Raw genomic sequence first — 23,792 nt, forward strand, 5'->3', positions numbered from 1 at the left:
TCGCCTGCCGACTGCGACACTCCACGGAGGCCACATGGAAAAACGATCGCTCATAGCGGCAACGGCTATCCTCACTGCGACATTCGTGATGCCTGCAGTCTTGAACGCGCAGGATCAACCCCGGCCGGGGGTGTCGTGCCCGGTCGACCATGACAAGCTCGCGGATATCCTCAAGAAGAGTGTCAAGCCGGGCGGCGGCCCGAGCAACGGAGGTCTCGACAACAACGAATGGGCTGCCGTCGTCAATCGGCAGGGCGTCGTCTGCGCAATTGCCTACAGCGGCGGCAAGGTCGACGACCAGTGGCTGGGCAGCCGGGCCATCGCGGCCGAGAAGGCCAACACGGCGAATGCATTCAGCCTGAAGGACAAGGCGATGGCGACGGCCAATCTCTATGCCGGTGCGCAGCCCGGCGGGTTCCTGTTCGGCGCGGCACTCGGCAACCCGCCATCCCCGGAAGCCTTGTACACCGGATCTCCGGACAACTTCGGCACGGCCCAGGATCCGATGGTGGGCAAGCCGGTCGGCGGCACCATCGTGTTCGGAGGCGGGCTGGCGCTCTATGACGGCAACGGCGTGGCCGGGGCGCTGGGTGTGAGCGGTGACAGTTCCTGCGCGGATCACAATGTGGCCTGGCGCGTGCGTCACCAGCTCGGGCTCGACCGCGTGCCGGCCGGCGTCAGCCCCAACATGAAGGACGCGATCATCTTTGACATCGGACCTGACGGCAAAAGTCCGTCTGGATTTGGTCACCCGAAGTGTAACGGCAAGGAAGATCAGATCGCAGTCGACCTCGGCGCCGGCGTATCCGGCAACGTCGTGAGATAGCTCGTCGATCTCACCATTTTGGAACCAAGCGAAGGCGGAACGTTTGTAGGTTCGTAAACCGGCCTGCAACGCAGCACGGCCTCGTCACTGCCGTGGAGATCTTTACATATGTTAGTGCGTGGTCTCACGCGTTTGCTGGGCCTGCTTCCGGGCATCCTTTGTGCTCTTTGCGCCAGTTGCGCGGTGCTGTCGTCCGCGTCAGCACAGAGCGATCTCGCCAACCGCATGAAAGACCCGGCCCAGTGGCCGATGGCGGCGCGCGACTACGCCAACACGCGCTACAGCGAACTCGACCAGATCAACGCCTCCAATGCATCGCGGCTGCAGCTCGCATGGACGTTCTCGGTCGGCGCCGATCGCGGTCAGGAGGCGGCGCCGCTCGTGGTGGACGGCACCATGTATGTGGTCGGCCCCTATGCGGGCCCCTACCCTAACCGTGTGTTCGCACTCGATGCCACGACCGGTGAATTGAAATGGTCCTACGCGCCGAAGCCGGAGCCCGCTGCCGCGGGCGTTGCCTGCTGCGACGTCGTCAATCGCGGACTCGCTTTCGACAATGGCAAGATTTTCCTCAACACGCTCGATAACCATACCGTCGCCATCGATGCCAAGTCCGGCAAGGAGCTGTGGCACACGAAACTCGGGGAGATCAACAAGGGCGAAACCATCACGATGGCTCCCGTGGTGGTGAGGGGCAAGATCCTTGTCGGCAACAGCGGCGGCGAGATGGGCGTGCGCGGCTGGGTCACCGCACTCGACGAGACCACCGGCGCGATCACGTGGCGCGCCTATTCGACAGGTCCCGACAAGGACGTGCTGATCGGAGACGATTTCAAGCCGTACTACGACAGCCTGAAAGGCAAGGATCTCGGCGTGAAGACCTGGCCCGCCGACCGCTGGCAGATTGGTGGCGGCACAGTCTGGGGCTGGATCTCCTACGATCCCGAGCTGAACCTGATCTACTACGGCACGGCCAACCCTAGCCCCTGGAATGCGAACCAGCGCAGCGGCGACAATCTCTGGAGCACGACAATCTTTGCCCGCGATCCCGATACCGGTCGCGCTAAATGGGCCTACCAGATCAACCCGCACGATCTGTTCGACCACGACGAGATCAACGAGAACGTGCTCGTCGACCTCGAACTGAACGGAAAGCCGCGCAAGGTGCTGATCCACCCCGGCCGCAACGGCTATATGTACGTCATGGACCGCGCCACTGGCGAGGTGATCTCGGCGGACGCGTATGACTTCGTCAACAGCTACAAGGGCGTCGATCTGAAGACCGGCAAGATTATCCCGAACGAGGAGAAGATGCCGCTTGTCGGCAAGACGGTCGAGAACATCTGCCCGAGCGCGCCGGGCGCCAAGGATTGGCAACCGACGGCGTGGTCGCCGCGCACAAAACTCCTCTATGTGCCCCATCAGCATCTCTGCATGAGCTTCAAGGCTTCTCAAGTCGGCTACATCGCCGGGACGCCCTACGTCGGTGCAGACGTAGACATGTATGCCGGCCCCGGCGGCTATCGCGGCGAGTTCATGGCCTGGGACCCGATCGCGCGCAAGAAAGTCTGGGAGATTCACGAGAAGCTGCCGGTCTGGAGCGGCGCACTGGTCACAGCAGGCGATGTCGCCTTCTACGGCACCATGGATCGCCTGTTCAAGGCAGTGGATGCCAAGGACGGGCACGTGCTCTGGCAATTCCGTGCCGGCTCCGGCTTCATCGGCCAACCGATCTCCTATCGCGGCTCCGACGGACAGCAATACGTCGCGATCCTGTCGGGCGTCGGCGGCTGGCCGGGCGTCGTCGCCAATGCGGAGGTCGATCAGCGCGTGCGCAACGCCGCACTGGGCTTCACCGGCGCCACCCAGGACCTGCCCTTCTATACCGCGGGCGGGAGTGAGCTGCTGGTATTCAAGCTCGGCGGCGCGTTTGGTGAGGACACCAGCCATGCGCCTTCCAAGTAATCGCCTCGGCTTCACCCTTGGGCTTCTTCTCGCGTTCGCGACCACGGCTGCGCCGGCCACGGAGGGCGGGCTTCGCGTCTGTGCCGATCCCAACAATCTGCCGTTCTCGAACAGCGCCGAAGCAGGATTCGAGAACAGGCTCGCGGCCATGGTGGCCGAGCATTTAGGCCTGCAGGTCTCCTACACCTGGTGGGCGCAGCGCCGCGGCTTCATCCGCAACACACTGAAAGCCGGCAGATGCGATGTCGTCATGGGCGTGCCGTCCGGCTATGATCTCGTCGAGACGACCAGGCCCTATTATCGCTCGAGCTACGTGTTCGTCACGCGGCAGGACCAGCACCTTGACCTTTCGTCCCTGCTCGATCCGCGCTTGCATCACCTCGCGATCGGCGTGCATCTGATCGGCGATGACGGCAACAATCCCCCGCCGGCGCAGGCGCTCGGCGAACAGGGCATCGTTGATAATGTTCGCGGGTATTCCATCTACGGTGACTATCGCCAGGCCGATCCGCCCGGGCGCCTGATCGAAGCCGTCGAAAGCGGCAGCCTCGATGTCGCCGCCGCATGGGGGCCGCTGGGCGGCTATTTCGCGCAGCGCTCTCCGGTGCCGCTGACGGTTACGCCGATCAGGGATTACGAGCGCTTTGCGCCCCAGCAATTCCAGTTCGCCATCGCGATGGGCGTGCGCAAAGGTGACCACGCCCTGCGCGACCGACTCAATGCCTTCATCGACGAGCACCGATCCGAGATCAACGCCTTGCTGCGAAGCTACGGCGTACCTCTGGTCGAGCTGCCGGTCACGGCATCGGGAGGACATGAGTGATGTCTGGTCCAGTACTGCGCGCGAGCGCCCTATCGTTGCTGCTGGTGGTCGTGCCGAATGGCGCGGGGCTGGCCCAGCAGACTTTGCCGCAGTCGCAGGAGGCGCAGATGCCGACGCTGTCTCCCCGCCCGAATTTCGGTGGCAGCGTCGGCAATGGTAGGCCCGGCGTCTTCATGCAGGTCCCGGTCAGTCACCTCCATCCCGGCGCGCAGCCGGACCCGCCGCAAATCAAGAATCCTGTGCAGGGCGATCCCAATGCGGAGCAGCGCGGGATGACCTACTATGTCAACTTCAACTGCATCGGCTGCCACGCACCCAATGGCGGCGGCGGCATGGGTCCGGCACTGAGCAACAACAACTTTACTTACGGCTCGCAGCCCGAGAACATCTTTCTCTCGATTTACCAGGGGCGGCCGAACGGAATGCCAGCCTGGGGCGGCGTATTGCCCGACAGCGTGATCTGGGATCTCGTCACTTATATCGGTCAGATCAGCAACGAGCCGAGCCACCAATGGGGCCGCACCTTTTCTGCGAATCTGCCATCGCCCGAGGTCGAGCAAGTCCCGAGCGAGCAGGTCTCCACGACCGATCCCTGGTCTGCCACCAAGTCTTTCAATTTCGGCCAGAAGCCCTGACCGGCCGAGCGGAGCAGCAATGGCAAATCCGATCGCGAAATTGCTGGTCACTGCACTGCTGGCCACGACAGGCGCCGCCTGCAACGCTGCGGGCCCGGACAATTTCATGGGCGACGCGCGCCGTGGCGCCGACCTCGTCAAGCAGTACCACTGCGGCGGCTGTCACGATATTCCTGGTATCGCCGGCGCCGAAGGCAATGTCGGCCCACCCTTGCATCGGATCGGCACGCGAAGCTACATCGCCGGCTACATCCAGAACTCGCCAGACAACATGGCCGACTGGATCGAGGATCCACAGCGGGCGTTGCCGGGCAATGCCATGCCGCGAATGGGCATCCCGCAGAAGGACGCGCGGGACATCGCGGCGTTTCTCTATACGCTGAAGTGACCATCATGACATCGACGCATCGTTCAACGAACTGGTTCCGTGAGGCGCCATTGCTGGCCATCACCATTGTGGTCGTCGCCATCATGGGATTGGGCCTCCTGGCTGGCGGTGCCTGGCTCGCGGCCCTGGGTGGCTCGGTCTATTATCTGATCGCGGGCATCATGCTTCTGCTCACGAGTTGGCTGCTCGCGCGCCGTCGCGCCGAGGCGCTCTGGACCTATGCCGCGCTGCTGGCGGGAACGATGGCCTGGGCGATCTGGGAAGTGGGTTTCGATTTCTGGTCGCTGGCGCCGCGCGGCGATGTGCTCGTGCCGCTTGGCCTGTGGCTAATGCTGCCCTTCATTGCCTCCCGCCTAGCGCCTCGCTTGCGCGCAGCGCGATGGGCGCTTGGCCTTGTGTTGATAGCCGCAGCCATCGTCGTCGGCATTTCCTTGACGAGTGATCGCCGCGATCTTGCCGGCACGATACCTGAGGGCGAAACAACGGGGGCCATCGCGGCTCCCGAACCGGACCAGCCCGCTGCCGCCGGGCAGAACTGGACGGCCTACGGCGGCGGCGCCTTCGGTACGCGCTTCTCGTCGCTGAGCCAGATCACCAAGGACAACGTCGAGAAGCTCAAGCTCGCTTGGGAATTCCGCACCGGTGACCACAAGGGCCCTGATGACCCCGACGAGATCACCAACCAGGCAACGCCGCTCAAGGTGGGCGATCTCCTCTACACCTGCTCGCCGCACCAGATCGTGTTTGCGCTCGAAGCCGCGACCGGAAGATTGCGCTGGAAGTTTGACCCGCAGGTCCAGCACAACAAGGCGTTCCAGCACATGACCTGCCGCGGCGTATCCTATCACGCGACCATGCCCGGCGCGGTAACTGCCGACGGCACGCCGGCGCCGAGCGATTGTGCGGCGCGCATTTTCGTCCCGACCAACGACGGACGGATGTTCGCGCTCGATGCGCAGAGCGGCTCGCCTTGCGAGAGTTTTGGCAACCAGGGACAGATCGATCTCAAGCAAGGCAGCGAGATCCAGACGCTCGGCCTTTACGAGGGCACCTCGCCACCCGTCGTCACGGACAAGGTGCTGATCGTCGGCGGCGCGGTGATCGACAACTATTCCGATCGCGTGCCGTCGGGCGTCATTCGTGGTTTCGATATCTATTCCGGACGGTTGATCTGGGCGTTCGATGCCGGCAACTCCGATCCGAACGAAATGCCTTCGGCCTCGCATCATTTTACAGCCGGTTCACCCAATTCGTGGAGCATTTCGGCGGTCGACGAGAAGCTCGGACTCGTCTATGTCCCGCTCGGCTCGAGTTCTCCGGATATCTGGGGCGGCGGCCGTTCGCCTGAAAACGAGCGCTACGATTCGGCATTGATTGCGCTCGATGTCTCGACCGGAAAACTGCGTTGGTCGTTCCAGAACGTGCACCACGATCTCTGGGACATGGATATGCCGTCGCAGCCCAGTCTGGTCGATTTGCGCGCTAACGGCGGCGTGACGCCTGCGATCTACATCCCGGCCAAGACCGGCGACATCTTCGTGCTCGACCGCCGCGACGGGCGTCAGTTGGTGCCCGCACCGGAGAAGCCAGTGCCGCAGGGCGCCGCGAATGGAGATCGGCTATCGCCGACCCAGCCTTTTTCGGAATTGAGCTTCCGCCCCTCCGGCAAACTCACGGACGCGCAGATGTGGGGCAGCACGATGTTCGACCAGCTCGCCTGCCGGATCAAGTTCAAGCGCCTGCGCTATGAGGGGCCGTTCACGCCGCCGTCTGAACAAGGCACGCTGGTGTTTCCCGGAGACTTCGGCATGTTCGAATGGGGCGGCATCGCCGTCGATCCACAACGCCAGATCGCGATCGCGAACCCTCAATCGATTCCCTTCGTCTCGCGGCTCGTGGCGCGCGGGAAGGACAATCCGGCCGCGCCGAATGCGGCGCATCCACCAGGAACCGAGCTGGGTGTGCAGCCGATGTACGGCGCCCCCTACGGCGTTGATCTCGGCATTTTCCTCTCACCGCTCGGCATCCCCTGCCTTGCTCCGCCATGGGGCAACATCGCAGCGATCGATCTGAGGTCGCACAAAGTGGCCTGGCAACATCGCATCGGCACGATCCGCGATCAGGCCCCGCTGCCGCTGCCATTCAAGCTCGGCGTTCCCATGCTGGGCGGTCCGATCGTCATCGCGGGCGGCGTCATCTTCATCACGGGAACGATGGATGACTATATCCGCGCGTTCGACGTTCGCGATGGCAGACAGCTTTGGCAGGACCGCCTTCCTGCCGGCGGCCAGTCGACGCCGATGACCTATGAGGCCGGCGGCAAGCAATACGTCGTCACGGTCGACGGCGGCCACGGCTCGTTCGGAACTAAACTCGGCGATTACGTGCGGGCCTACGCGCTGCCCTGATCTGCCTCGGCAGGACTTGTTTGTGCTTGGCGACGCCTTGTCCCGATCTGCCGGCGCGACGCGCAACTGCTGAAGCCAGGAGAGCCACGCCCGCAGCTAGTCCCAGTACCGCGAGCCCCTGACTGATGACATCGGCAGGTGGAAGCTGCTTGCGTGACAGCCAACCGCCGTCGATCGACGTGCCCTGCGGACCAGCTTCGATCATGGTACCCTCGCTGCTCTTCGCCGGGCGCGCGCGCGACAGCAGGTAGCGGAAGGCAGCTCCCACGAGGTTCTCGGTGATCTGCGGAGCCATCGCGTAGGCAATTTGGCCGACACGAGCCGGCCGGCCCACGGCGACTTCGTCACGGGGTGCGCGAACGAGGCTCACGAACGTCTCGGCAACGTCCTCCGCCTGATACAGCAGCGGACCGGGATCGAGCGTTCGGCCGGACATGTTGGCGCCGTGGACGAAGCCCGGCGTGTCGACCATGGCCGGGAAGACACCGCAGACATGGATGTTGCGGTGAGCCCTGAGCTCCTGACGCAGGCTCGCGGTGAAGCCCCGCAGGCCGAACTTGCTCGCGGTATAGGCCGCAGCAAAGGGCGTCGGCGCCCAGCCGCCGAGCGAGACGTTGTTGATCAGGATGCCGCGGTTCTGGCGGAGAAAGATTGGAAGCACCGCGAAAGCGCCATGCATGGTGCCGAGGAGATTGACCTCGATCGTTCGGCGATGAAGCGCGATATCCGCGTCCTGATAGGCCCCGAAAACGCCGGTGCCGGCGTTGTTGATCCAGACGTCGATGCCGCCGAACGCGTCTTCGGCCTCTCGGGCCAGTCGCTGCACCGCCTCTGCATCGGTGACATCGGTCGGGATCGCCAGTGCGCGGCCTCCGAGCGCCTCGCATTCGGCGGCGAGGCTCGTCAGGACTTCAGCACGGCGTGCCGCCAGGACGACGCTTGCGCCCTTGCCGGCGAAGGCCAGCGCCGTAGCACGCCCGATTCCGCTCGAGGCACCGGTAATGACGACGTGCGTGCCAGTCATTTGCCGCGGCTCATATCCGGAGCCAGCCGCCGGAAGCAGCCAGTGCAGAGATCGCCGAAGGCGCTCGGTTCCGTTCGCTTCGAACCACTCGCCGTGCGCGAAAATCACCCTCTCCGGCGACAGCCGTACAAGCCGCTCGGCTGCGGACCGCACGGAGCGGCCGCCGAGGCGCAGCAGCAGCCGCAAATAGACCGGCGCCGTACCGTTCGGCTTGGAGATGCCGAGGAGGTTTGCCGCGGCCTCGTTTGGCGCGCTGAGATCATTGGGATCGAGATTTTGCACGAGATCCGTCAGGATCAGTGTCCGGCTGCGCTTGTCGAACAGCTCGATCTCGGAGAACATCGGAGCGTTCACCGAGACGGCTTCGAGGTCGGCCCTCCATTCCTCAGGCATCGCGTCTCCAAGCTCGCGGTCGATACGGATGCGTGCTGCTCGAATTTGCCTGCGCGCCGCAAGGCCGCGCGCCGCGAACGTTGTCACCTGCGGCAGCTCCCTCTGCCACTCGGACAGGAACATCCAGTGCGCGATATTCGGCGCGAGCAAATACTTTATCGCGCCTCGCCGCTCCAACTCACCGCGGAGGGCCGGCGAATATCTCACCGGCGAATGCAGCACGAGATCGCCGTTCGACAGCCGAATGACGGTCATGCGCACCGGGAGTTTCAGACCCGTGGCGCTGATCGGCGCGTCGTCCACGACCCAGATATCGTCCGTCGCTCGCGACAGACGGGCCGTCGACAACGTGGAGTCGGAACTTTGCATGAGCGTCTTCCATCACAAGGCGTTTGCTCAAGCTTCGGGAGCGACGCTCGTTCCTCGCTAGGAGGCCGGAGCCTGCTTGCGGGCGTTGCGTCGGCGACGGCGCGCCGCGAGCCGTCCTCGCCCTCTCTCCGCCGGAATGTGTCGCGAGATCGCCGGTGCGAGCTCCGGCTCTGAGGGAGGTTGTTGGGCGGCAATCGGGGCTTGGTCCGGACGAGCTTCCATCAGATCAAGTACCGCGCGGCCCTTGTCCGTGATCCGCCACCCGCCATTTGTCCGATCGATCAGCCCTTGCGAAAAGATGTCCAGCCCCGGCACCCGCCCGGCAAGCCGCCGGGTGCGCTCGGTCCAGTCGCGACCGCTGGTCGCTAGAATGGCCATATCCCGCTTGAGATCCTCCATGACGGCGAACCCATCCGGGTAGCTCACCAGGATCTTGAGGACCGTCACTTGGAAATTCACCCCCGCCCCCACATGACCGTCGTCACATCGTCGGGACTTCTGAGAGAGCATTGCGGGCCGCTTGTTTGAGGCAATCCGCAGAGATGTCACCCCTGCTTGCAGTCTCCAGAAGCTTCGAGGCTACGCGGGTCCTGGCGCCGATCTCACAGCGTGGAACACCTTCACACACCTCATCGAGAACGGTGCGCAACAACGCCTTGGTCGCGGTATCGATCATGGAAAGCCCCAGCGGAAAGTTCACGGTAGAGCAATGGCTCCGGCCTGTGATTCAACATTGTTAATGATTTGAGAAATTCACGGGTCTGGCCACCCACCACCCTGGCGGTCTCGGGGTTGCCGAGTGCGCGACCTTCCTGCCTGGCATTGTGCGCGAGGTCGTGGAACCTCCCTCGCCAGCGGGCGGGCCGGATATTCCGACGGCGCACGACCTGTCTCCGTCGATCGCGAGAATCGGATCATCCAGATCGATCCCCCGTGAAAACCATCACGCGCCTGCGGCGGATCAATCCGGGCCTGGTCTTTCAGCGGATCGCTAGGCGTGCCAGTCAGCATGGGTGATAGCAAACCGCGCAGTTTCGCGTCCTCGCGGCGCAAATCGCCCGAGCTTTGCTTGGTCATTCCACCCTCTTGTCCAAGAGGGCGCAGGGAAGGCCGGGTGCTGACCTCGCACCCGCGGTCCGCTGCGCGAAAATGGTGCGCAGGAAAACCGCACAGCAGCATACAGGTGGTGCCAATCACTCGGCCTTCCCTGCGCGATGGTTGGACGGCTTATGCCGTGCTCTCCCGGGAGCCGAGTTCCTGCTGGCCTCCCTCGCCTTCGCGAAATTCACCGGCACCGCGCCGGTTGACGCAGATGCCGCATTCGCCAGGGCTTGACCGTAGCAACGACGGCCAGGACCACACGGTTTTGCCGTACGCACGGCCCGCCATTTCGCCGCAGTTTTTCCAGCCCTGTCGACGGAGCCGGAAACTTACAGACGAGACGAAGCCTAGCAGCGCCGCTCGTCGGAACGAAGCCTTGGGCTCACGGAGAGCAATCCGCCCTGCCCTTGGCCACTCGCACCCGAACGCTGCCGCGTCCACCGCAAGCCCGGCTCGCGAACATGACGACCACAAGATCGCCCCTCAAGGATGAGCCGGGATGAGTGACACATACGTCAAAACCGAATTTCGGTAAAGTGGAATATTTTTGCAAAGAGGGGTTGACGGCGCTGGCGGGTGTTTCGCTCGACGAGTCCCGCGGCTTTAGTTTAATGCGCAGCCTCATACTGGAGGGCCCCATGGCATGGAATCCGAGTCACTCTTGGCGACGTACGCGGAGCGTGTCCATCGGGAGCACACCATCCGCACCATTGGCGGGAGCCCCCAGTCTATATCCACCTCTCAATCAGGCGCTTCACTGAGGGCGTTTAGACGAGTAGGATGTGTCTCGCGGTGCTCCGGAGGCGGCATGAGCCAGCGCAAGTTCATGGGACTTGGCGGCGGTGCGACAGCATCAGAGCCGGGCATTGCGCTAGCGAGCGAGCGATTGGCCAACGCAGCCGCCGAGCCCGCTTACGATGATGAGCAAGAATTCCCATTGGTCATCGCGAACATCCCCGCAACCCCCCGCCAAAAGGCCTGGGCCGTGGGTGTCGCCGTCTCGCTCATCGTCCTTGCAGCGGTCATCGCGCCGTTCGCCCGGATCCAATTGGGCCAGATCAATGGTTTCGTTCCAGTCTTGCAGACCGCGTTGGCCTTGGCCGAATTCATCACGGCAGCCCTGCTGTTTGCTCAATTTTCGATCCAGCCTCAGCGGGCACTTCTTGCACTCGCAAGCGGATACGTTTTCAGCGGATCGTTCGCATTCTTGCAAACGCTCGCCTTTCCGAACGGATACGCTCCCGCGGGTCTCATTGGGGACGGACTGAACAGCCCCGCTTGGCTTTACGTGCTTTGGCACACGGCTTTTCCCGCAGCGATCCTAGTGTACGGATTCACAAAAGATCGTTCCACCGCCGGCAGACCAGGCAGACCTGCGATAGCCGCGATCGTGTTAGCATTCGGCTGCATCGCCGCCACGGTGGCGGGACTGACGTGGATGGTGACCGCGAAAGCCGAGTTTCTCCCGAGCTTCTACGTGAATGACGTCAGGCATCAGACGCCTCTCGGTAATCAGGTCAACCTGATACTTTTGCTTTGGAATGTGACTGCTCTCACCGTCCTGTTTGCGCGCATGCGCACCATTCTTGACCTTTGGTTGATGGTGACTTTGCTCGCCTACCTGCCCAATTTCCTGGTGGCGATCATCGGCAGCTCGGTTCGATTCACCGTGGGTTGGTACGCAGCACGCGGTTTCGTTCTGGTCGGCAGCTGCATGTTGCTGACCATATTGCTCATCGAAACGATGTTTATCTATTCGCGCCTCGCCAGCGTCATCGCCCTGCAGCGACGCGAACGAGCGAACCGGCTTCTCAGCATCGACGCGGTCACTGGTGCGATCGCCCATGAGCTGAGATCGCCGTTAGGGGCCATCTCGCTCAATGCTGCGACAGGGCTCAGTCACCTCCGAGCGACCTCGCCTGAACTGGAGGAACTCGAGAACATCCTCTGTGACATCGAAGCCGATGGCAGCCGGGCCGCAGACATCATATCGAGCATTCGCGAGATGACGATCAAAACGGCGCACGGCGGCGCTTCGGCAAACGTCGAGGATGTCGCCGAGCTGGCGCGCAGGCTGCTGAGGCACGATCTCCTGGCCAACGGCGTATCAGTAACGACGGAGTTTCAGGGCAACATTCCTCCAGTCGTCCTGGACGGCACTGAGCTCCAGCAGATTCTCCTGAACCTCTGCAAGAACGCGATTGACGCAATGAGCTCTGTCCCCGCCGATCAACGAGAGCTGCGTATGAAAACCCGTCTTGATGGAGGCACAACGGTCCATTTGTCCATTGAAGATTCGGGCGCCGGCATTTCGCCACGTGATCAAGAGCGCATCTTCGATCCGTTCTTCACGACGAAACAAGGCGGTATGGGATTGGGGCTGGCTATCTCCTGCAATTTGGCCGCAAGGTGTGGAGGAAAGCTGAGGCTGATCAAATCGGACGTCAAGGGCTCCATTTTCGAGCTGGAAATTCCAATTTCCGCTCCCGCTTCGGCGCCATGACGGTACGAGACCGTCACGACCGTTCCGCATTTCGCTCACTTCATAGAGATCATGATCGTGCTGAGGTTGGCGATCGATACGAGGGTGCCAGACGCAGTATCTCCGTCAGTCGCTCAGGGTTTTACACCATCGACCTTCTTCCAGGTCTGGTCGGGGTCGAATGCGGTGATACGGGAGGCGAGGACTTTGGTTCGAGGCCCGAGATCCTTCTGGTAGACAACGCCCCCATGGTTGACCAGGAAGGTCATGACGCCGGAATTGCCGTACTCGGCAGGCCAGGCGATGAGCGCGAAACCTCCGATCATCTTGCCCTTGGCCACATAGTTGAGCGCGCCACCTGGCACGTTCGACCCCTGCCCCTTCAGGATCCGGAAATAATAGCCGTGATAAGGCGCCGCACCCTCCTCGGGCTTGTAGCCTTCGGCCGAAGCCTGCGCCGCCAATGCACCGAGCGGGCTCTGGTCGTTGTCGTCGCGCCAGAACAGTCCATCCTTCTTGCCGGCACTGCTGACGATGCGCTGCGCGTACACGCCAATACCCTCACCGCGATCCTTGTCGGCGTATTCGTTCTCGGCATCGACAAAGGCGAGACTGGTCTGGATCGCGTCGAGTTCATTGCGGCCGATGCGGCGATACAGCACCTCAATGCGGCCTTCGGCGGTATCGAATTCCCAGCCGGTCCTGGTGTTGACGAGCGGGATCGGGAATGGGAAGTCGTCCGGGCCCAGCACCAGCGTCGCCTTCTTGTTGCCCTCCGCCTTGATCGAATGCTTGGCCTCATACATCGAGGTGAAGCGTTGCCGGATATCGGCATCGGCGACTTCGTCGCCGGACGAGACGATGTCCTCGGCAGCGCTGCCGAGGACTTTCAGGATGGCCCGGTCGGGCCCGCTTTTGACGGCGGCAGCGAGCGCCGCCGCTGCATCCTCCGGTGTCGGGTAAGATTGCTGCGCCCGGGATGGCGAACTCATGAGCGCCAGCGCCATGATGCCCGGCAGCGCGACGCGATGAAGCGACTTAAAGCTCATCATGGCATCACCTCCGCAGGAACCGTTGCGCCGCCGGCGAGCCAATCCCGATACGTACGGAATTTTAGACCGAGCTTCTCGTAATAGACCCGGAGATAACCATCGGCTCCGCGGGTAACGGCTTCTGGCTTCACCTCTTCGACTTCCTGCGCAATGACCCCGACATAGGCCTTGTCGCTGCCAATATAGCTGAAGCGGTAGTAACCAAGCCCGTTGGCGAGATAGCCGAGCAAAACGACATCGTGCTTGAGCACGATGTCGGAGCGGCGCCCGCCGCCGCCACCGCCCCGGCCGCCGCCACCACCGCCCTGGAATCCGCCACCGCCGCCACCACGACCGGCGAAGCTCGCGCCGCCACCGCCGCCACGCGGTCCCATGCTCGCCATGCTGGCGTGACCGCGGGCCGATGCTGCGGCCGCCGAGCGGCCAGACGATACGTTCAGCGCACTCCCGCCGCGTGGGCTGCCGCCAGCTCGGTTCGCGGCCTTGGCACCGCCGCCCCCCTTGGTCCCGGCGTTCTTGGCGCCCGCGTTTTTGGCACCACCCGCCTTGCCCGCGCGATCGCCGCCAACTTTGGCGCGATCGCCTCCCGCCTTGGCGCGATCCCCGGCGCCTTGACGGTCGCCACCTCGGTCGCCAGCGCGATCTCCCGCACGGTCACCGGCGCGATCTGCGCCACCAGGCCGATCCTGTCCCGGCTTCTGCTGTCCGTCGCGGCCGCGGAAATCCATCCGGTCGGCGGCGCCGGCCTTCAGATTGCTATTGCCGAAGCGCTGCTGAACGTTGGCGTTGTTGTAGCGTACCCCTTGGCGATGCGAGGGATTGTGCTGCCAGCCATTTCCGATGTTCGTGGTCCGGTGATTGATATAGACGTTGCGGTTGCCCCAGTTGCAGCCGCCGCCCCAATAATTGCCCCAGCGACCGATGGCCCAAGCCGTGCCGAAGGCGAGACCCGCCGCGACGACGCCTGCGCCGATGTAGGATGGGTAGCCGAAGTAATATGGTGGATACTCGTTGTAGGGCCACGCGCCGTAGACCGTCGCAGGCTCGTAGTACGGCACGTACATCGCATCGGGAACCGCCGGCTCGATCACGACCACCTGCCTGCTTTCCTCGGTCTTGACGCTCACCTTCTGCTGCTTGGTGGTCACCAGCTTTTTGTTGTCATAAGCCTTGGTCCGCAGCCGCTGGACCGCATCCATCACATCCGGCTGCTGTGCCAGCACGGCGTCGCCCAGCGCCTTGGTCCAGTCGAGCTTGTCGCTCATCATGGTCAGGACCTCGGCGGTCGAAGTCAGTGCCTTGATGCTGTCATCCCACGGCTGCTTCTCGACTTCTGTCTTCAGGGCATCACCCTTCAGAGTCTTGCGCTCTTTCAGCCAGCGATCGGCCTGAACGACTTCCAGAGGATAGGTGGAAGCCGCCAGCACGTTGGCAAGCAACTCGTCGGGATAGAGCGCAATCGGCGCGACCAGAGCTTCGAGCTGCTCCGGTTTCAGAAGCTCTGCGGCTTGCGCGGGGGGATTTGCCTGCGGTGGGCTGGAGGCCGGCGCCTTATCTGCGGTCTGCGCCGCCGCCGCCAGCGGAATCGCGATCACGAGCGCAAGCGCCATCAAGGTCCTGCCGCAGCAAAACATCAGATCCTCCATACACATGTCCGGCGATCATCAGACCCGAGAGCTGGCGCTTGTTGATCGAGATCAACGAAACGCTGCCTCGTCCCCCGCGACGCCCGAGCAAGCTAGTCGATCAGCTCAGCCTCCATCAGCAATCGTTCCGGGATCGCCAGGCCGAGCGCGTGGACGGCTCTCACGTTGATAACGAGATCAAACCTCGTGGCGAATTGCACCGGAAGACTGCGGACCTCGGCGCCGCGAAGGATGCGAGCGACATAGCCAGCGCCGTCCCGAAACTGTTGCGTCAGGTCGGCGCCATAAGACATCAGCCCGCCATTCACAGCATAGAAGCGGACGGCGAAGATCGCCGGCACGCGGCGCTGGGCCAGCAACGGGATTGCCATTGCGCTCTGAGTACTGAAGAAACCGCCATCCGGCAGCACGACGAGCCCGCTACCATTCCGCGCCGCCGTCTCGATGACCCCCGCGATCTCGGCGCCGCTGCGGACGGAGGCGCCGGTAACCGTCATGCGGAGGCGATTTTCCACCTGGTGTGCGGCCTGAAGATAAAGCGGCGCGTATGGTGCGGTCTCGGGATTGTACAGAAGCATCGCACTGCTCATGCTGGGTACCAAGTCCTTTAACAAGCTCAGCCATTTCCCGCTCATAGCATGCTCGTAAAGCGAGAAGCCGGTAAGATTGCTGGTCGGCCTTGCCAGATCGACGACGAGGCCTGTCCCGACCGGATCCGAGAGCCCGACAAAGATGATCGGAATGATCTGCGTTGCAGCCCGCAGCGCCCGTGTCGTCGCCGTGCTGGTCGCAAACAGCACGTCGGGTCCGGTGGCAACAAGTTCGCGAGCTTCACGTTCCTGCCATGTCGGATTGGAGCCCGGCCAGCGCACATCGAGTCGGTAGTTCTGATTGGCGATCCAGCCGAGGTCGGCGAGACCCTGCTGAAAGGCATTGACGCGCATCTGTGCGCCGCCATCGCCCACCAAATTGCCAGTCAGCACGCCGACCGACGGCATCGGCCGCGGTGCCCCATCCTGAGCGCGCGCGAAAACCGGACAAGCAACTGCAGCCCCGATCACGGCCATGAACTCACGGCGCTTCATTGCCCGTCCGCTATCCCCCTGATGTCCCGCACCCTTCGCATGACGCGATTGCTGAAGGAAACGGGGTTGGCGGCCGGAGGGTTTGATCAAGATCAAGGTCGCTGAGCTTGGGGTCGGCCGTGATTCGACTTGGTCTGGAGTGACCACCGTCAGGTGCGGTCAACTGGCTGACCGAGCGCTTGCTCATGTCCGTGCGCGGACAGCAGGATCCGACGGTCGTGAATCAGGCTCTGAAGACGATGCGCAGCGACATTCAATGTCGTGACATCGAGCGCATTCTCGTCTCCTGCAGCGGCCTTGGCGCGCTGGCCCTGGAGCACCCGGTCGATCTCGACCTCGATATCGGACAGTTCGGCCTCCGCCTCCGTCCTGCGTATCCGCGCGCCCAGCGCATACAGCGAGTCCAGGCCCCGTTCATCCTTAGAGGGATCACGCACCTGAAGGAATTTCCAGGCCGCGGCCAGCACCGAGATGAGGCCGCCCAAAATCATGGGCGCGAGAAAGATGATGTTTCCCCATTCGTCCAGAAAGCTCTGCTGCGTTCCGTTGTAGAATGCTGCGGCGCCAGGATGAACCGGGAGGAAGGCGTCCGAATCCGTGCTCGGCGCGGTCATTTGAGAGAGTATCGGCAATTCCCCCAGCAGATCCCTGCGTGCCTTCATCAGGGCGTCGGCGAGGCTGCCGGCCACCTCAGCGCTGAGCTGCTTTCGCGCGACCACGTAGAAAGAGACCCGCAACGTGGTCAGATCCTCGCTCGGGATAGGCGGCGAACCGCGCAGCGTGCCCTTCGGGACATCGAAGCTTTCATAGGCGCGCTGCTTCTCCGCGAGGGCACCGGCCGCATCGATCGGAAGCAGAACCGGCGCGGTCTTGGGCGTCTGCAGAAAAAGGCCGCGTAACAGAGCAAGATATTTTTCGGCAAGAGGAACGACGACCAGGATCGCCCGCACCTCCTTCGCATCGAGTGCACGCCGCGCATCGGCCGGCTGGAGATTGCGGAACGTCACATTGGCACGTCCCAGACCGTATTCGTCGCTCAGAACGTCGATGAGCTTGCGATTCATCTCGCCGCCGATCACGCCGACGCTGGTGCGCTTCAGACCAGCGATTTCGGTAATGGAGGAGCCCGGCGGCGCAACCAGCAGGACAACGGCGTGGGCGAGAACCACGATAGCCTGCGCCTGCGATAGGTCGCCGACGTCGCCCCGGACGACAGCAAGCTCGACCTTTTCCGCCGCAAACTGCTCGGCAGCATCAACCGCGTTGGTCGTTTCCACCAGTCTGAGCCGGACCGGGGCGTTCACCACGGCAAGCCGGCTCGCCAGTGCCGAGACCAGACGCGCGGCCTCACCGTCCAGCGATCCGACGGCGATGGTCAGCGTCGTGGGGCGAGAATACCACCGGTAGCCGAACAGGCCAGCTCCAAGCACGAGCACGACAGCGCTGGCGACAATGAAGGAACGAAGCCAGATCGGCATTTTTGCGGGGACCATGTGGCGCTCACAGTGAATATGCGCTGACTGGTCGGACTGGCTCATGACGCCAGACCGGCTCAACTGAGGCGCATCGCTGAACCGAAATGCGATTCAAGCCAAAGCGATGCCGGTCAGTGCCCGCTGAGCACCAGCGTCTTGATCGGCAGCAGCAGCGCCTGAATTCGCAAGAGCATGGCGTGCACGAGGCCGACACCATCGACGACGTGCAAGGCAATTGCCCGGCCTGTACCGGTCTCCTTGGCCGAGATCTCCTCGTGATTGCTGGTGTAGGCATTGACGATGCAACTGCTGCCCGGCGTCACGCCGTCGAGGCCGCCCTTGTACAGCGGCTCCAGGAAGGCGAGTATCGAACCCGGCTTACGTGCATTCTGAGCTTCAATCAATTCCTGGCCAGCCTGCACCTGGCCGGCGGCGATGTAATCCTGCACATCGGTGACAAGGAGCGGAATGATCACCCATGGCTTGGAGATGCAGGTCGCTTCTGCGACCATCCCTACCTTCACCACCCCCGCTTCAATCTGTCCAAACCCGGCCTGCAGCCTACCCCTGCCGGCATCCGCCGGTATCAACACGCCGGCGGGTCGCATGATCTGGGCAACGAGATCGCCCGTCCGAACGAGGAACTGCTCGACCCGACCGTCGACGCCGGCGCGAACGAAGGTCTTGTCGAGATCGACCTGCGCTTCAGCCAACGCCGCCTGGCCGCTCGCTTTTTCAGCCGGCAACAGCGTTGAAAGCCGCAACATCGCCGACGTCTTGGACGCGGTGGCCGAGTCCACACCAGCCTGCCGCTGGTTGACCACGACCTGTAATTTCTCGATATCGCGTTGCGGGACGATACCGGGATTGCGGCGCTGCAGCTCCGTCTTGACGTCCAGCTCGTCCTTGGCCTGCTGAAGGCTGGCCTTGGCTTCCTGGATCTGCGCTTCGGCCTTGACCACGTCGTTTTCGGCGCTTGTCATCGCGGCGTCGACCTCGGCGATCTTGCGCGTGGCCGTCTCCAAGGCGGCCTTCTGCTTCGAACTGTCCAACCTGAACAGCACGTCGCCTTTCTTCACTGCCTCGCTGTAGCCGACATTGACTTCCGCGACGCGGCCGGAGCCTTCAGGAAGGATGGGGACCGTCCGAAAATAGAGCGCGGCCGAGGTCGTTGACGGGTGAAAGTAGAAGATCATCGTGATCAGCGAAATCGTCAGCATCAAGCAGCCGGTGATACCCCATCGCAATTCGTACCAGATGGAAAAGAAGGTGATTTCCTTGCCGAACCGTTTGCCTTGGGCATAACGTCGGTAAAGGTAGTCCGGCAGGATGGTCAGGATGGAGCAGAACATGAGCTCAAACATGGCTGTGCTCCTTCCCCTTGACGATCGGCTTCTCGACCGGCGGCAAGCTGGGGAGTTCTGGCTCGCGACCCTCGCCGGGCGCGGCGTCAGCGATCCTCTCAACCGAGCCTGCGATACTCCGCAGCGGCGTGCCGAAATCTGGCAAGTCGATCATCGCGAGCAGAAGGCCGGCCACCCAGAAAATGTGCATGTGCGTAAAGAGCGAGATGATGCCCAGCACGGCCACGATCTCGAACTGTAGCTTCTGTGACTTGTGCGCCATCCGTTCGGGCAGGCTGTGCAGCTTCCAATAGAGCGTGCCAACCCAGAGTACGGTGCCGATCAGGAAGATCCCCATCACCACCATCAGCACGTCCGTGCCGCTTCCCGGCGCGAGATAGAACGGCAGATGATGCGGGGCCATCGGATGAAGTTGCTCGCTCAATGGTCGCCTCCACGGAAGGGATCAGGGCGGTCTGCGCGCCGGCTCGTTACCGTGGCCGCGCAGGTGGGAAAATTGCTTGATATGAATCAAAGGTCCGAACGGCGCGAAACCTAGCTTAGCCCTGACGCCGACCCCACAGCAAGCCAGGAACGCCCCAATCATGCCCGGCATCGATGAGCTCATTCCCAACGCACTGCATATTCGCAAGGAAGCTGCGCTCGAGGAAGCCAGAAAGGCCGAGGAATATGTTCGCCTCGCCGCCGCGGCCGAAGCCGAGAAACGCGCTCTGATCGAACGGCTGAGCAAACCGTCCGGCAAATCCGAGGAGGAGAAAATCAAGCTCGCCTCGACCATCATCCAGCGCGCGGTTCGCAACGGCCTGACCGAAGTGCAGGTCTATCGCTTCCCGAACACCCTGTGCACCGACAAGGGCCGCGCAATCAACCAGATGGAGGCGGGCTGGGAGAAAACGCTGACCGGAATTCCAAAAGAGATCTTCGAACTCTGGACCGAATACCTCAAGCCTCGCGGCTATCGCATCGGCTATCAGGTCATCGATTTTCCTGGCGGCGTGCCCGGCGACATCGGCGTCATCATTTCCTGGGGCGACTGATCACGTTTCGGCCGAGTTAAGAGAAGGCGGAGCGGCATGGCAAAGGACGAAGCCTCAGAGCGGATGAAGCGCAAGGACTACGAGAAGGAGCTCGAAAAGCTCCAGATCGAGCTTTGCCATCTCCAGGATTATGTGAGGGAAAACAAGCTTCGAGTCATCGTCCTGTTCGAAGGACGCGACGCGGCCGGCAAGGGCGGCACGATCAAGGCGATCACAGAAAAGGTCAGCCCGCGCGTGTTTCGCGTGGTGGCGCTGCCTGCGCCATCGGATCGCGAAAAGACCCAGCTTTTCTTCCAGCGCTACATGAAGCAGTTTCCGGCCGGGGGCGAGATCGTGATCTTCGACCGCAGCTGGTACAATCGCGCCGGCGTCGAATATGTCATGGGATTCTGCTCGCCCGCCGAGCACGATCGTTTCCTGTCGCTCTGCCCGCAGATGGAAAAGTACGCCATCGACGGCGGCATCATCCTGATCAAGATCTGGCTCGAGGTCGGGATGGAGGAGCAGGAGCGCCGCTTCAACGCCCGCATCGACGATCCGGTGCGGCAATGGAAGCTGAGCCCGATGGACCTCGAATCCTTCAAGCGCTGGTATGATTATTCGCGCGCGCGCGACCTGATGCTCAAGAAAACGAACACGAAGGACGCGCCTTGGTACATCATTCGTTCCGATGACAAGCGGCGGGCGCGGCTGAACTGTATCGCGCACATCCTGGAGGCTATCCCGCACAAGCGGATCAAGAAGGACAAGGTGAAGCTGCCGAAGCGCTCCGACAAAGGACGCTACAATGACCAAGCGGTCCTGCGCGGGATGAACTTCGTCGCCGAACGTTATTGACGAGGTGATCGAACGCACTGCCGGTGCGGTCTGATCCTTGACCGCGCTGCTGACGGTCCGCTGGGTCCGTCAGCAGCGCATTCTTTCAATACGGGTACTGGTTGGGACAGACCCAGTTGCCGTACGTATCCTGATAACAACCGTTGTTGTTGTTGTAGTATCCGTAGGCGCCCGCGGCGGCCGCACCGACGGCAGCAGCGCCGTAAGCCGCGCCTCGATAGCCATATCGCGGATAGCCTCCGGGATAACCGGCGACGGGACGGCCGGGACGGCCCGCAACGGGGTAACCTGGACGGCCAGGACGACCGGCGATCGGATGGCTTGGCCGCGGACCTCCTGCGTAATGGCGTCCGCCTCCGCCATGGATCCGCCCCGCGTGAACGGCGCCGCCACGATAGCCACCGCCATGGAAACCTCCGGCGCGCATGCCCCCTCCACCTCCGCGATAGCCACCACCGCCACCTCCGCGGCGGGCATAGGCATCATCGGGAATGAGCATTGCCGTGAGAAGAACGACGGCCGCAACAAGAGCCAGAAGATAACGAAGCATGGCATGTCCTCCCTCGATATGGGTACCGTGATCCGCTTTTCGACGATGCCTCGCGAAACGCGGCTGGCATCCGAACCTGGCGCTGATTTGCCGCCGCTTCCCTGACTTACGTGCATGAGAGAAGCAGCCGTCATTCAGCTAGAGCGGCGCGAGTGCCGCTCTACCGCTTCAAAGCTATCGTCACGCCCCCCACAGCGGCCGACAGCTCCGCACCGACCTTCGGTCCGCTAAGCTGCAGAATCACGCCGTTGCCGTTTTGGAGCTGAACGGCACCTGCGCCGGCAGCGATAGCACCGCCCGCACCGCCGACAGCGTAGGAGCCTTCGATCGACTCCGGCCCCCTCAGGTTGAGGGCGCGACCGACCAGCTTGGTGGTCGAAGCGCCGATCGTGAAGCCGACGCTCATACCCGAGACGGTGAAGGGATATTTGTGGCCGCGATACAGCAGAACGCCCTCGCCGCCACCGACGCCAACGATGAAACCGCCCTTGGTGAAGACAACGGCGACCTGGCCGGTCTCTGCCCGCGACGGCGTGCTGAAGCCGGCGACGCCTGCCAGCGAAGCGACCAGGGCGGCATAGATAGCGACTTTTCTCATGAGTCTTATTTCCTCTGGTTGTGACGCCGAGCTATTGAGCCAGGATCATTGCGAAGTAGCCGAACACGGTGAGCAGAATGCCGGACACCGCGTACCCGACCGGGAACCCAATCCAGGGCACGGAGCTCTGGATTTCCACCGCGGCCTCACGGCACGGCCCGGAGTGAGATCGCGCACCGGCAACGCCGCCCATCAACACGGCCGGGTTGATCTTGAAGACGTGGAAGCCGATCGCCCAGACGATGAACGGCGGAATCGTGCAGGCAATGAAGCCGGCGACGAAGATCTTCAACGCGACCGCACCCGTGAGCTGCGCCAACAACCCGGCGCCGGCATTGATGCCGACGATGGCGACGAAGACCACGAGGCCGAGATCCTCCAGCACGTTGCGCGCCGCGTTCGGCGTATTGCCGAAGAAGCGCAGTCGCGAGACCAGCGATGAGACGATCACGCCGGACAGCAACAGACCGCCGGCATTGCCGAGGCCGATCTTGGCGCCGAAGGCCGGAAATTCGATCATGCCGATCAGGAAGCCGATGATCATGCCTGAGGCGAGCGTCAACAGATCGGTCGAGGTGTTGGTCCGCGCAATGCGTCCCCACATGTCGCCGAGCTCGTTGACAGCCGACTTGATGCCGACCACCGAGACGATGTCCATCCGCTGCAACTCGGTCTTGAGACCGGCCGGAATCTGCACGCCGCCACGTTCCACCTTGGTGACCTGCAGCTGGCCGGCGATGGCCGTATCGCGGAAGGATTCAAAGGTCCGTCCGGCTATCTCCTTGTTGGTGACGAGGATGTCCGCCTGATCCATGGGAATACCGAGTGCCTTGGCGTCGGCAACCTCCGGACCGAGCAGGCCCATCTTGTCGGTGAGATGCTCGGTCGAGCCGCCGAGCGCGACGACGTCGCCCTTTTGCAGAACGAGTTCGGGGTCGGCACCCAGCGGTTCTCCTCGGCGCGCCACATTGACGATGCGGTATTCGGGATTCATCGTGCGGAATTTGGCAATGCTCATGCCGACCTGGGCCGGATTATCCAGCCGGTAGGCACGCAGGCCGAACTGCCGGTAACCGGTCAGGCCACCACCCTCGAGGTCCTTGACGCCAAACTCCTGCTCGTACTGCTTGGCTGCGGCCTTGGCGTCGACGCCCCACCAGCGCGGCAGATATTTGCAGATTAGGATGATGCCAACGGTGCCCCAGATATAAGTGATGCCGTAGGACAGCGCGATCATGCCCGACGCGTCTTCGGGCTTCATGCCTTCGGGAAGCTTCACGACGCCCGAGGTGATGGCCTGCTCAGCCGAGCCAATCGCGGCCGACATGGTCTGCGATCCCGCCAGCATGCCGCCGGCAGCGCCGATCGGCAGCGCAAAGAGCTTCGAAAGCATAACGACAAGCGCAAGACCGAGAACGCTCGACACCAGCGCCAGGATGCAGAACTTGAGACCATCGCCCTTCAGGCTGTTGATGAAGGACGGTCCCACACGTAAGCCGACGCCATACATGAACAAATAGTAGAACAGGCTCTTGGCGAACGCGTTCAGCTCAAGCTTCACGCCGTAGACCGACGCCCAAACCGAAAGGGCTGCGCCCACCACGATGGCGCCGGCGACCATGCCGAGGCCGTAACCCTTGATGCTGGCCCGGCCGATCCAGACGGCGAGCCCAACGACGAAGAACAGCAACAGAAACGGGTTCTGCTGCAAGAACGTGAAAAAGCTCTGCATAT

At 62.8% G+C, this 23,792-nt stretch carries 21 protein-coding genes; 10 read left to right on the forward strand and 11 right to left on the reverse strand.

All coding sequences use genetic code 11. From position 1 onward, the window contains the following. The first annotated feature begins 34 nt into the window (after window positions 1–34). The 6 genes from BRA1253DRAFT_RS08075 (at window position 35) to BRA1253DRAFT_RS08100 (ending at window position 7,045) form a co-directional block, all read left to right on the forward strand. Complete coding sequence (locus tag BRA1253DRAFT_RS08075) at window positions 35–826, forward strand: heme-binding protein (protein WP_007592930.1); 792 nt, start codon at window positions 35–37, stop codon at window positions 824–826. Window positions 827–934: 108 nt separating this feature from the next. After that, window positions 935–2,791: a methanol/ethanol family PQQ-dependent dehydrogenase gene (locus BRA1253DRAFT_RS08080; protein ID WP_007592931.1), complete on the forward strand. Its 1,857-nt coding sequence runs from the start codon at window positions 935–937 to the stop codon at window positions 2,789–2,791. Continuing rightward, the gene (locus BRA1253DRAFT_RS08085; protein WP_007592932.1) at window positions 2,775–3,614 is read left to right on the forward strand and encodes a substrate-binding domain-containing protein; all 840 of its coding nucleotides are present in this window, start codon (window positions 2,775–2,777) and stop codon (window positions 3,612–3,614) included. The genes BRA1253DRAFT_RS08080 and BRA1253DRAFT_RS08085 overlap by 17 nt, the downstream gene beginning before the upstream one ends. Beyond that, on the forward strand, window positions 3,614–4,249 hold the full coding sequence (locus BRA1253DRAFT_RS08090) for a cytochrome c (protein WP_007592933.1): 636 nt from the start codon (window positions 3,614–3,616) through the stop codon (window positions 4,247–4,249). The genes BRA1253DRAFT_RS08085 and BRA1253DRAFT_RS08090 overlap by 1 nt, the downstream gene beginning before the upstream one ends. 19 nt (window positions 4,250–4,268) lie before the next feature. Continuing rightward, the gene (locus BRA1253DRAFT_RS08095; RefSeq protein WP_007592935.1) at window positions 4,269–4,637 is read left to right on the forward strand and encodes a cytochrome c family protein; all 369 of its coding nucleotides are present in this window, start codon (window positions 4,269–4,271) and stop codon (window positions 4,635–4,637) included. Between the two features lie 5 nt (window positions 4,638–4,642). After that, window positions 4,643–7,045, forward strand: coding sequence for a glucose/quinate/shikimate family membrane-bound PQQ-dependent dehydrogenase (locus BRA1253DRAFT_RS08100; RefSeq protein WP_035995029.1), 2,403 nt, complete (start codon window positions 4,643–4,645; stop codon window positions 7,043–7,045). Here the strand turns inward: BRA1253DRAFT_RS08100 and BRA1253DRAFT_RS08105 are convergent. The 3 genes from BRA1253DRAFT_RS08105 to BRA1253DRAFT_RS45105 are packed head-to-tail and all read right to left on the reverse strand — an operon-like array spanning window position 7,005 to window position 9,507. Beyond that, entirely contained in the window at window positions 7,005–8,831 is a 1,827-nt protein-coding gene (locus BRA1253DRAFT_RS08105; RefSeq protein ID WP_007592938.1) for an SDR family oxidoreductase, read from the reverse strand. The two genes, BRA1253DRAFT_RS08100 and BRA1253DRAFT_RS08105, sit on opposite strands and share 41 nt — an antisense overlap. Window positions 8,832–8,888: 57 nt before the next feature. Continuing rightward, the gene (locus tag BRA1253DRAFT_RS08110) at window positions 8,889–9,341 is read right to left on the reverse strand and encodes a hypothetical protein (protein ID WP_007592940.1); all 453 of its coding nucleotides are present in this window, start codon (window positions 9,339–9,341) and stop codon (window positions 8,889–8,891) included. Continuing rightward, on the reverse strand, window positions 9,313–9,507 hold the full coding sequence (locus BRA1253DRAFT_RS45105) for a hypothetical protein (RefSeq protein ID WP_083869813.1): 195 nt from the start codon (window positions 9,505–9,507) through the stop codon (window positions 9,313–9,315). Before BRA1253DRAFT_RS45105 ends, BRA1253DRAFT_RS08110 begins: the two co-directional genes overlap by 29 nt. A gap of 1,233 nt (window positions 9,508–10,740) precedes the next feature. Between BRA1253DRAFT_RS45105 and BRA1253DRAFT_RS08115 the strand changes: the two genes are divergently transcribed. Next, window positions 10,741–12,435 carry an MASE4 domain-containing protein gene (locus tag BRA1253DRAFT_RS08115; protein WP_007592943.1) on the forward strand — a complete coding sequence of 565 codons (1,695 nt, stop codon included), beginning with the start codon at window positions 10,741–10,743 and terminating at the stop codon, window positions 12,433–12,435. A 113-nt stretch (window positions 12,436–12,548) separates the two neighbouring features. Here the strand turns inward: BRA1253DRAFT_RS08115 and BRA1253DRAFT_RS08120 are convergent, their stop codons facing one another. From BRA1253DRAFT_RS08120 to BRA1253DRAFT_RS08145, 6 genes are all read right to left on the reverse strand, one after another. Continuing rightward, window positions 12,549–13,466, reverse strand: a complete 918-nt coding sequence (locus BRA1253DRAFT_RS08120; protein ID WP_007592946.1) for a DUF2950 domain-containing protein — start codon at window positions 13,464–13,466, stop codon at window positions 12,549–12,551. After that, a complete protein-coding gene (locus tag BRA1253DRAFT_RS08125) occupies window positions 13,463–15,100 on the reverse strand; it encodes a DUF3300 domain-containing protein (RefSeq protein ID WP_007592947.1) in 1,638 nt (545 codons plus the stop codon). The genes BRA1253DRAFT_RS08120 and BRA1253DRAFT_RS08125 overlap by 4 nt, the downstream gene beginning before the upstream one ends. Before the next feature lie 104 nt (window positions 15,101–15,204). Continuing rightward, the gene (locus BRA1253DRAFT_RS08130; RefSeq protein ID WP_245285884.1) at window positions 15,205–16,287 is read right to left on the reverse strand and encodes an ABC transporter substrate-binding protein; all 1,083 of its coding nucleotides are present in this window, start codon (window positions 16,285–16,287) and stop codon (window positions 15,205–15,207) included. A gap of 59 nt (window positions 16,288–16,346) precedes the next feature. Next, complete coding sequence (locus BRA1253DRAFT_RS08135) at window positions 16,347–17,690, reverse strand: TAXI family TRAP transporter solute-binding subunit (RefSeq protein ID WP_007592951.1); 1,344 nt, start codon at window positions 17,688–17,690, stop codon at window positions 16,347–16,349. Between the two features lie 113 nt (window positions 17,691–17,803). After that, window positions 17,804–19,036 carry an HlyD family secretion protein gene (locus BRA1253DRAFT_RS08140; RefSeq protein WP_007592953.1) on the reverse strand — a complete coding sequence of 411 codons (1,233 nt, stop codon included), beginning with the start codon at window positions 19,034–19,036 and terminating at the stop codon, window positions 17,804–17,806. Beyond that, on the reverse strand, window positions 19,029–19,439 hold the full coding sequence (locus tag BRA1253DRAFT_RS08145) for a hypothetical protein (protein ID WP_007592955.1): 411 nt from the start codon (window positions 19,437–19,439) through the stop codon (window positions 19,029–19,031). The genes BRA1253DRAFT_RS08140 and BRA1253DRAFT_RS08145 overlap by 8 nt, the downstream gene beginning before the upstream one ends. Window positions 19,440–19,620: 181 nt before the next feature. Here BRA1253DRAFT_RS08145 and BRA1253DRAFT_RS08150 point away from each other — a divergent pair, with 181 nt between their 5' ends. From BRA1253DRAFT_RS08150 to BRA1253DRAFT_RS44365, 3 genes are all read left to right on the forward strand, one after another. Continuing rightward, window positions 19,621–20,073 carry a hypothetical protein gene (locus tag BRA1253DRAFT_RS08150; RefSeq protein WP_007592957.1) on the forward strand — a complete coding sequence of 151 codons (453 nt, stop codon included), beginning with the start codon at window positions 19,621–19,623 and terminating at the stop codon, window positions 20,071–20,073. 36 nt (window positions 20,074–20,109) lie between these two features. Then, window positions 20,110–20,910: a polyphosphate kinase 2 gene (gene ppk2, locus BRA1253DRAFT_RS08155; protein WP_007592959.1), complete on the forward strand. Its 801-nt coding sequence runs from the start codon at window positions 20,110–20,112 to the stop codon at window positions 20,908–20,910. Between the two features lie 376 nt (window positions 20,911–21,286). Further along, window positions 21,287–21,565, forward strand: coding sequence for a hypothetical protein (locus BRA1253DRAFT_RS44365; protein ID WP_198288233.1), 279 nt, complete (start codon window positions 21,287–21,289; stop codon window positions 21,563–21,565). A gap of 55 nt (window positions 21,566–21,620) precedes the next feature. Here the strand turns inward: BRA1253DRAFT_RS44365 and BRA1253DRAFT_RS08165 are convergent, their stop codons facing one another. After that, the gene (locus BRA1253DRAFT_RS08165; protein ID WP_007592965.1) at window positions 21,621–22,058 is read right to left on the reverse strand and encodes a hypothetical protein; all 438 of its coding nucleotides are present in this window, start codon (window positions 22,056–22,058) and stop codon (window positions 21,621–21,623) included. Between the two features lie 31 nt (window positions 22,059–22,089). Continuing rightward, a complete protein-coding gene (locus BRA1253DRAFT_RS08170) occupies window positions 22,090–23,790 on the reverse strand; it encodes an aspartate:alanine exchanger family transporter (RefSeq protein WP_007592966.1) in 1,701 nt (566 codons plus the stop codon). Window positions 23,791–23,792 lie beyond the last annotated feature (2 nt).

This window comes from Bradyrhizobium sp. WSM1253 (assembly GCF_000244935.1).
Classification (GTDB): Bacteria; Pseudomonadota; Alphaproteobacteria; order Rhizobiales; family Xanthobacteraceae; genus Bradyrhizobium; species Bradyrhizobium canariense.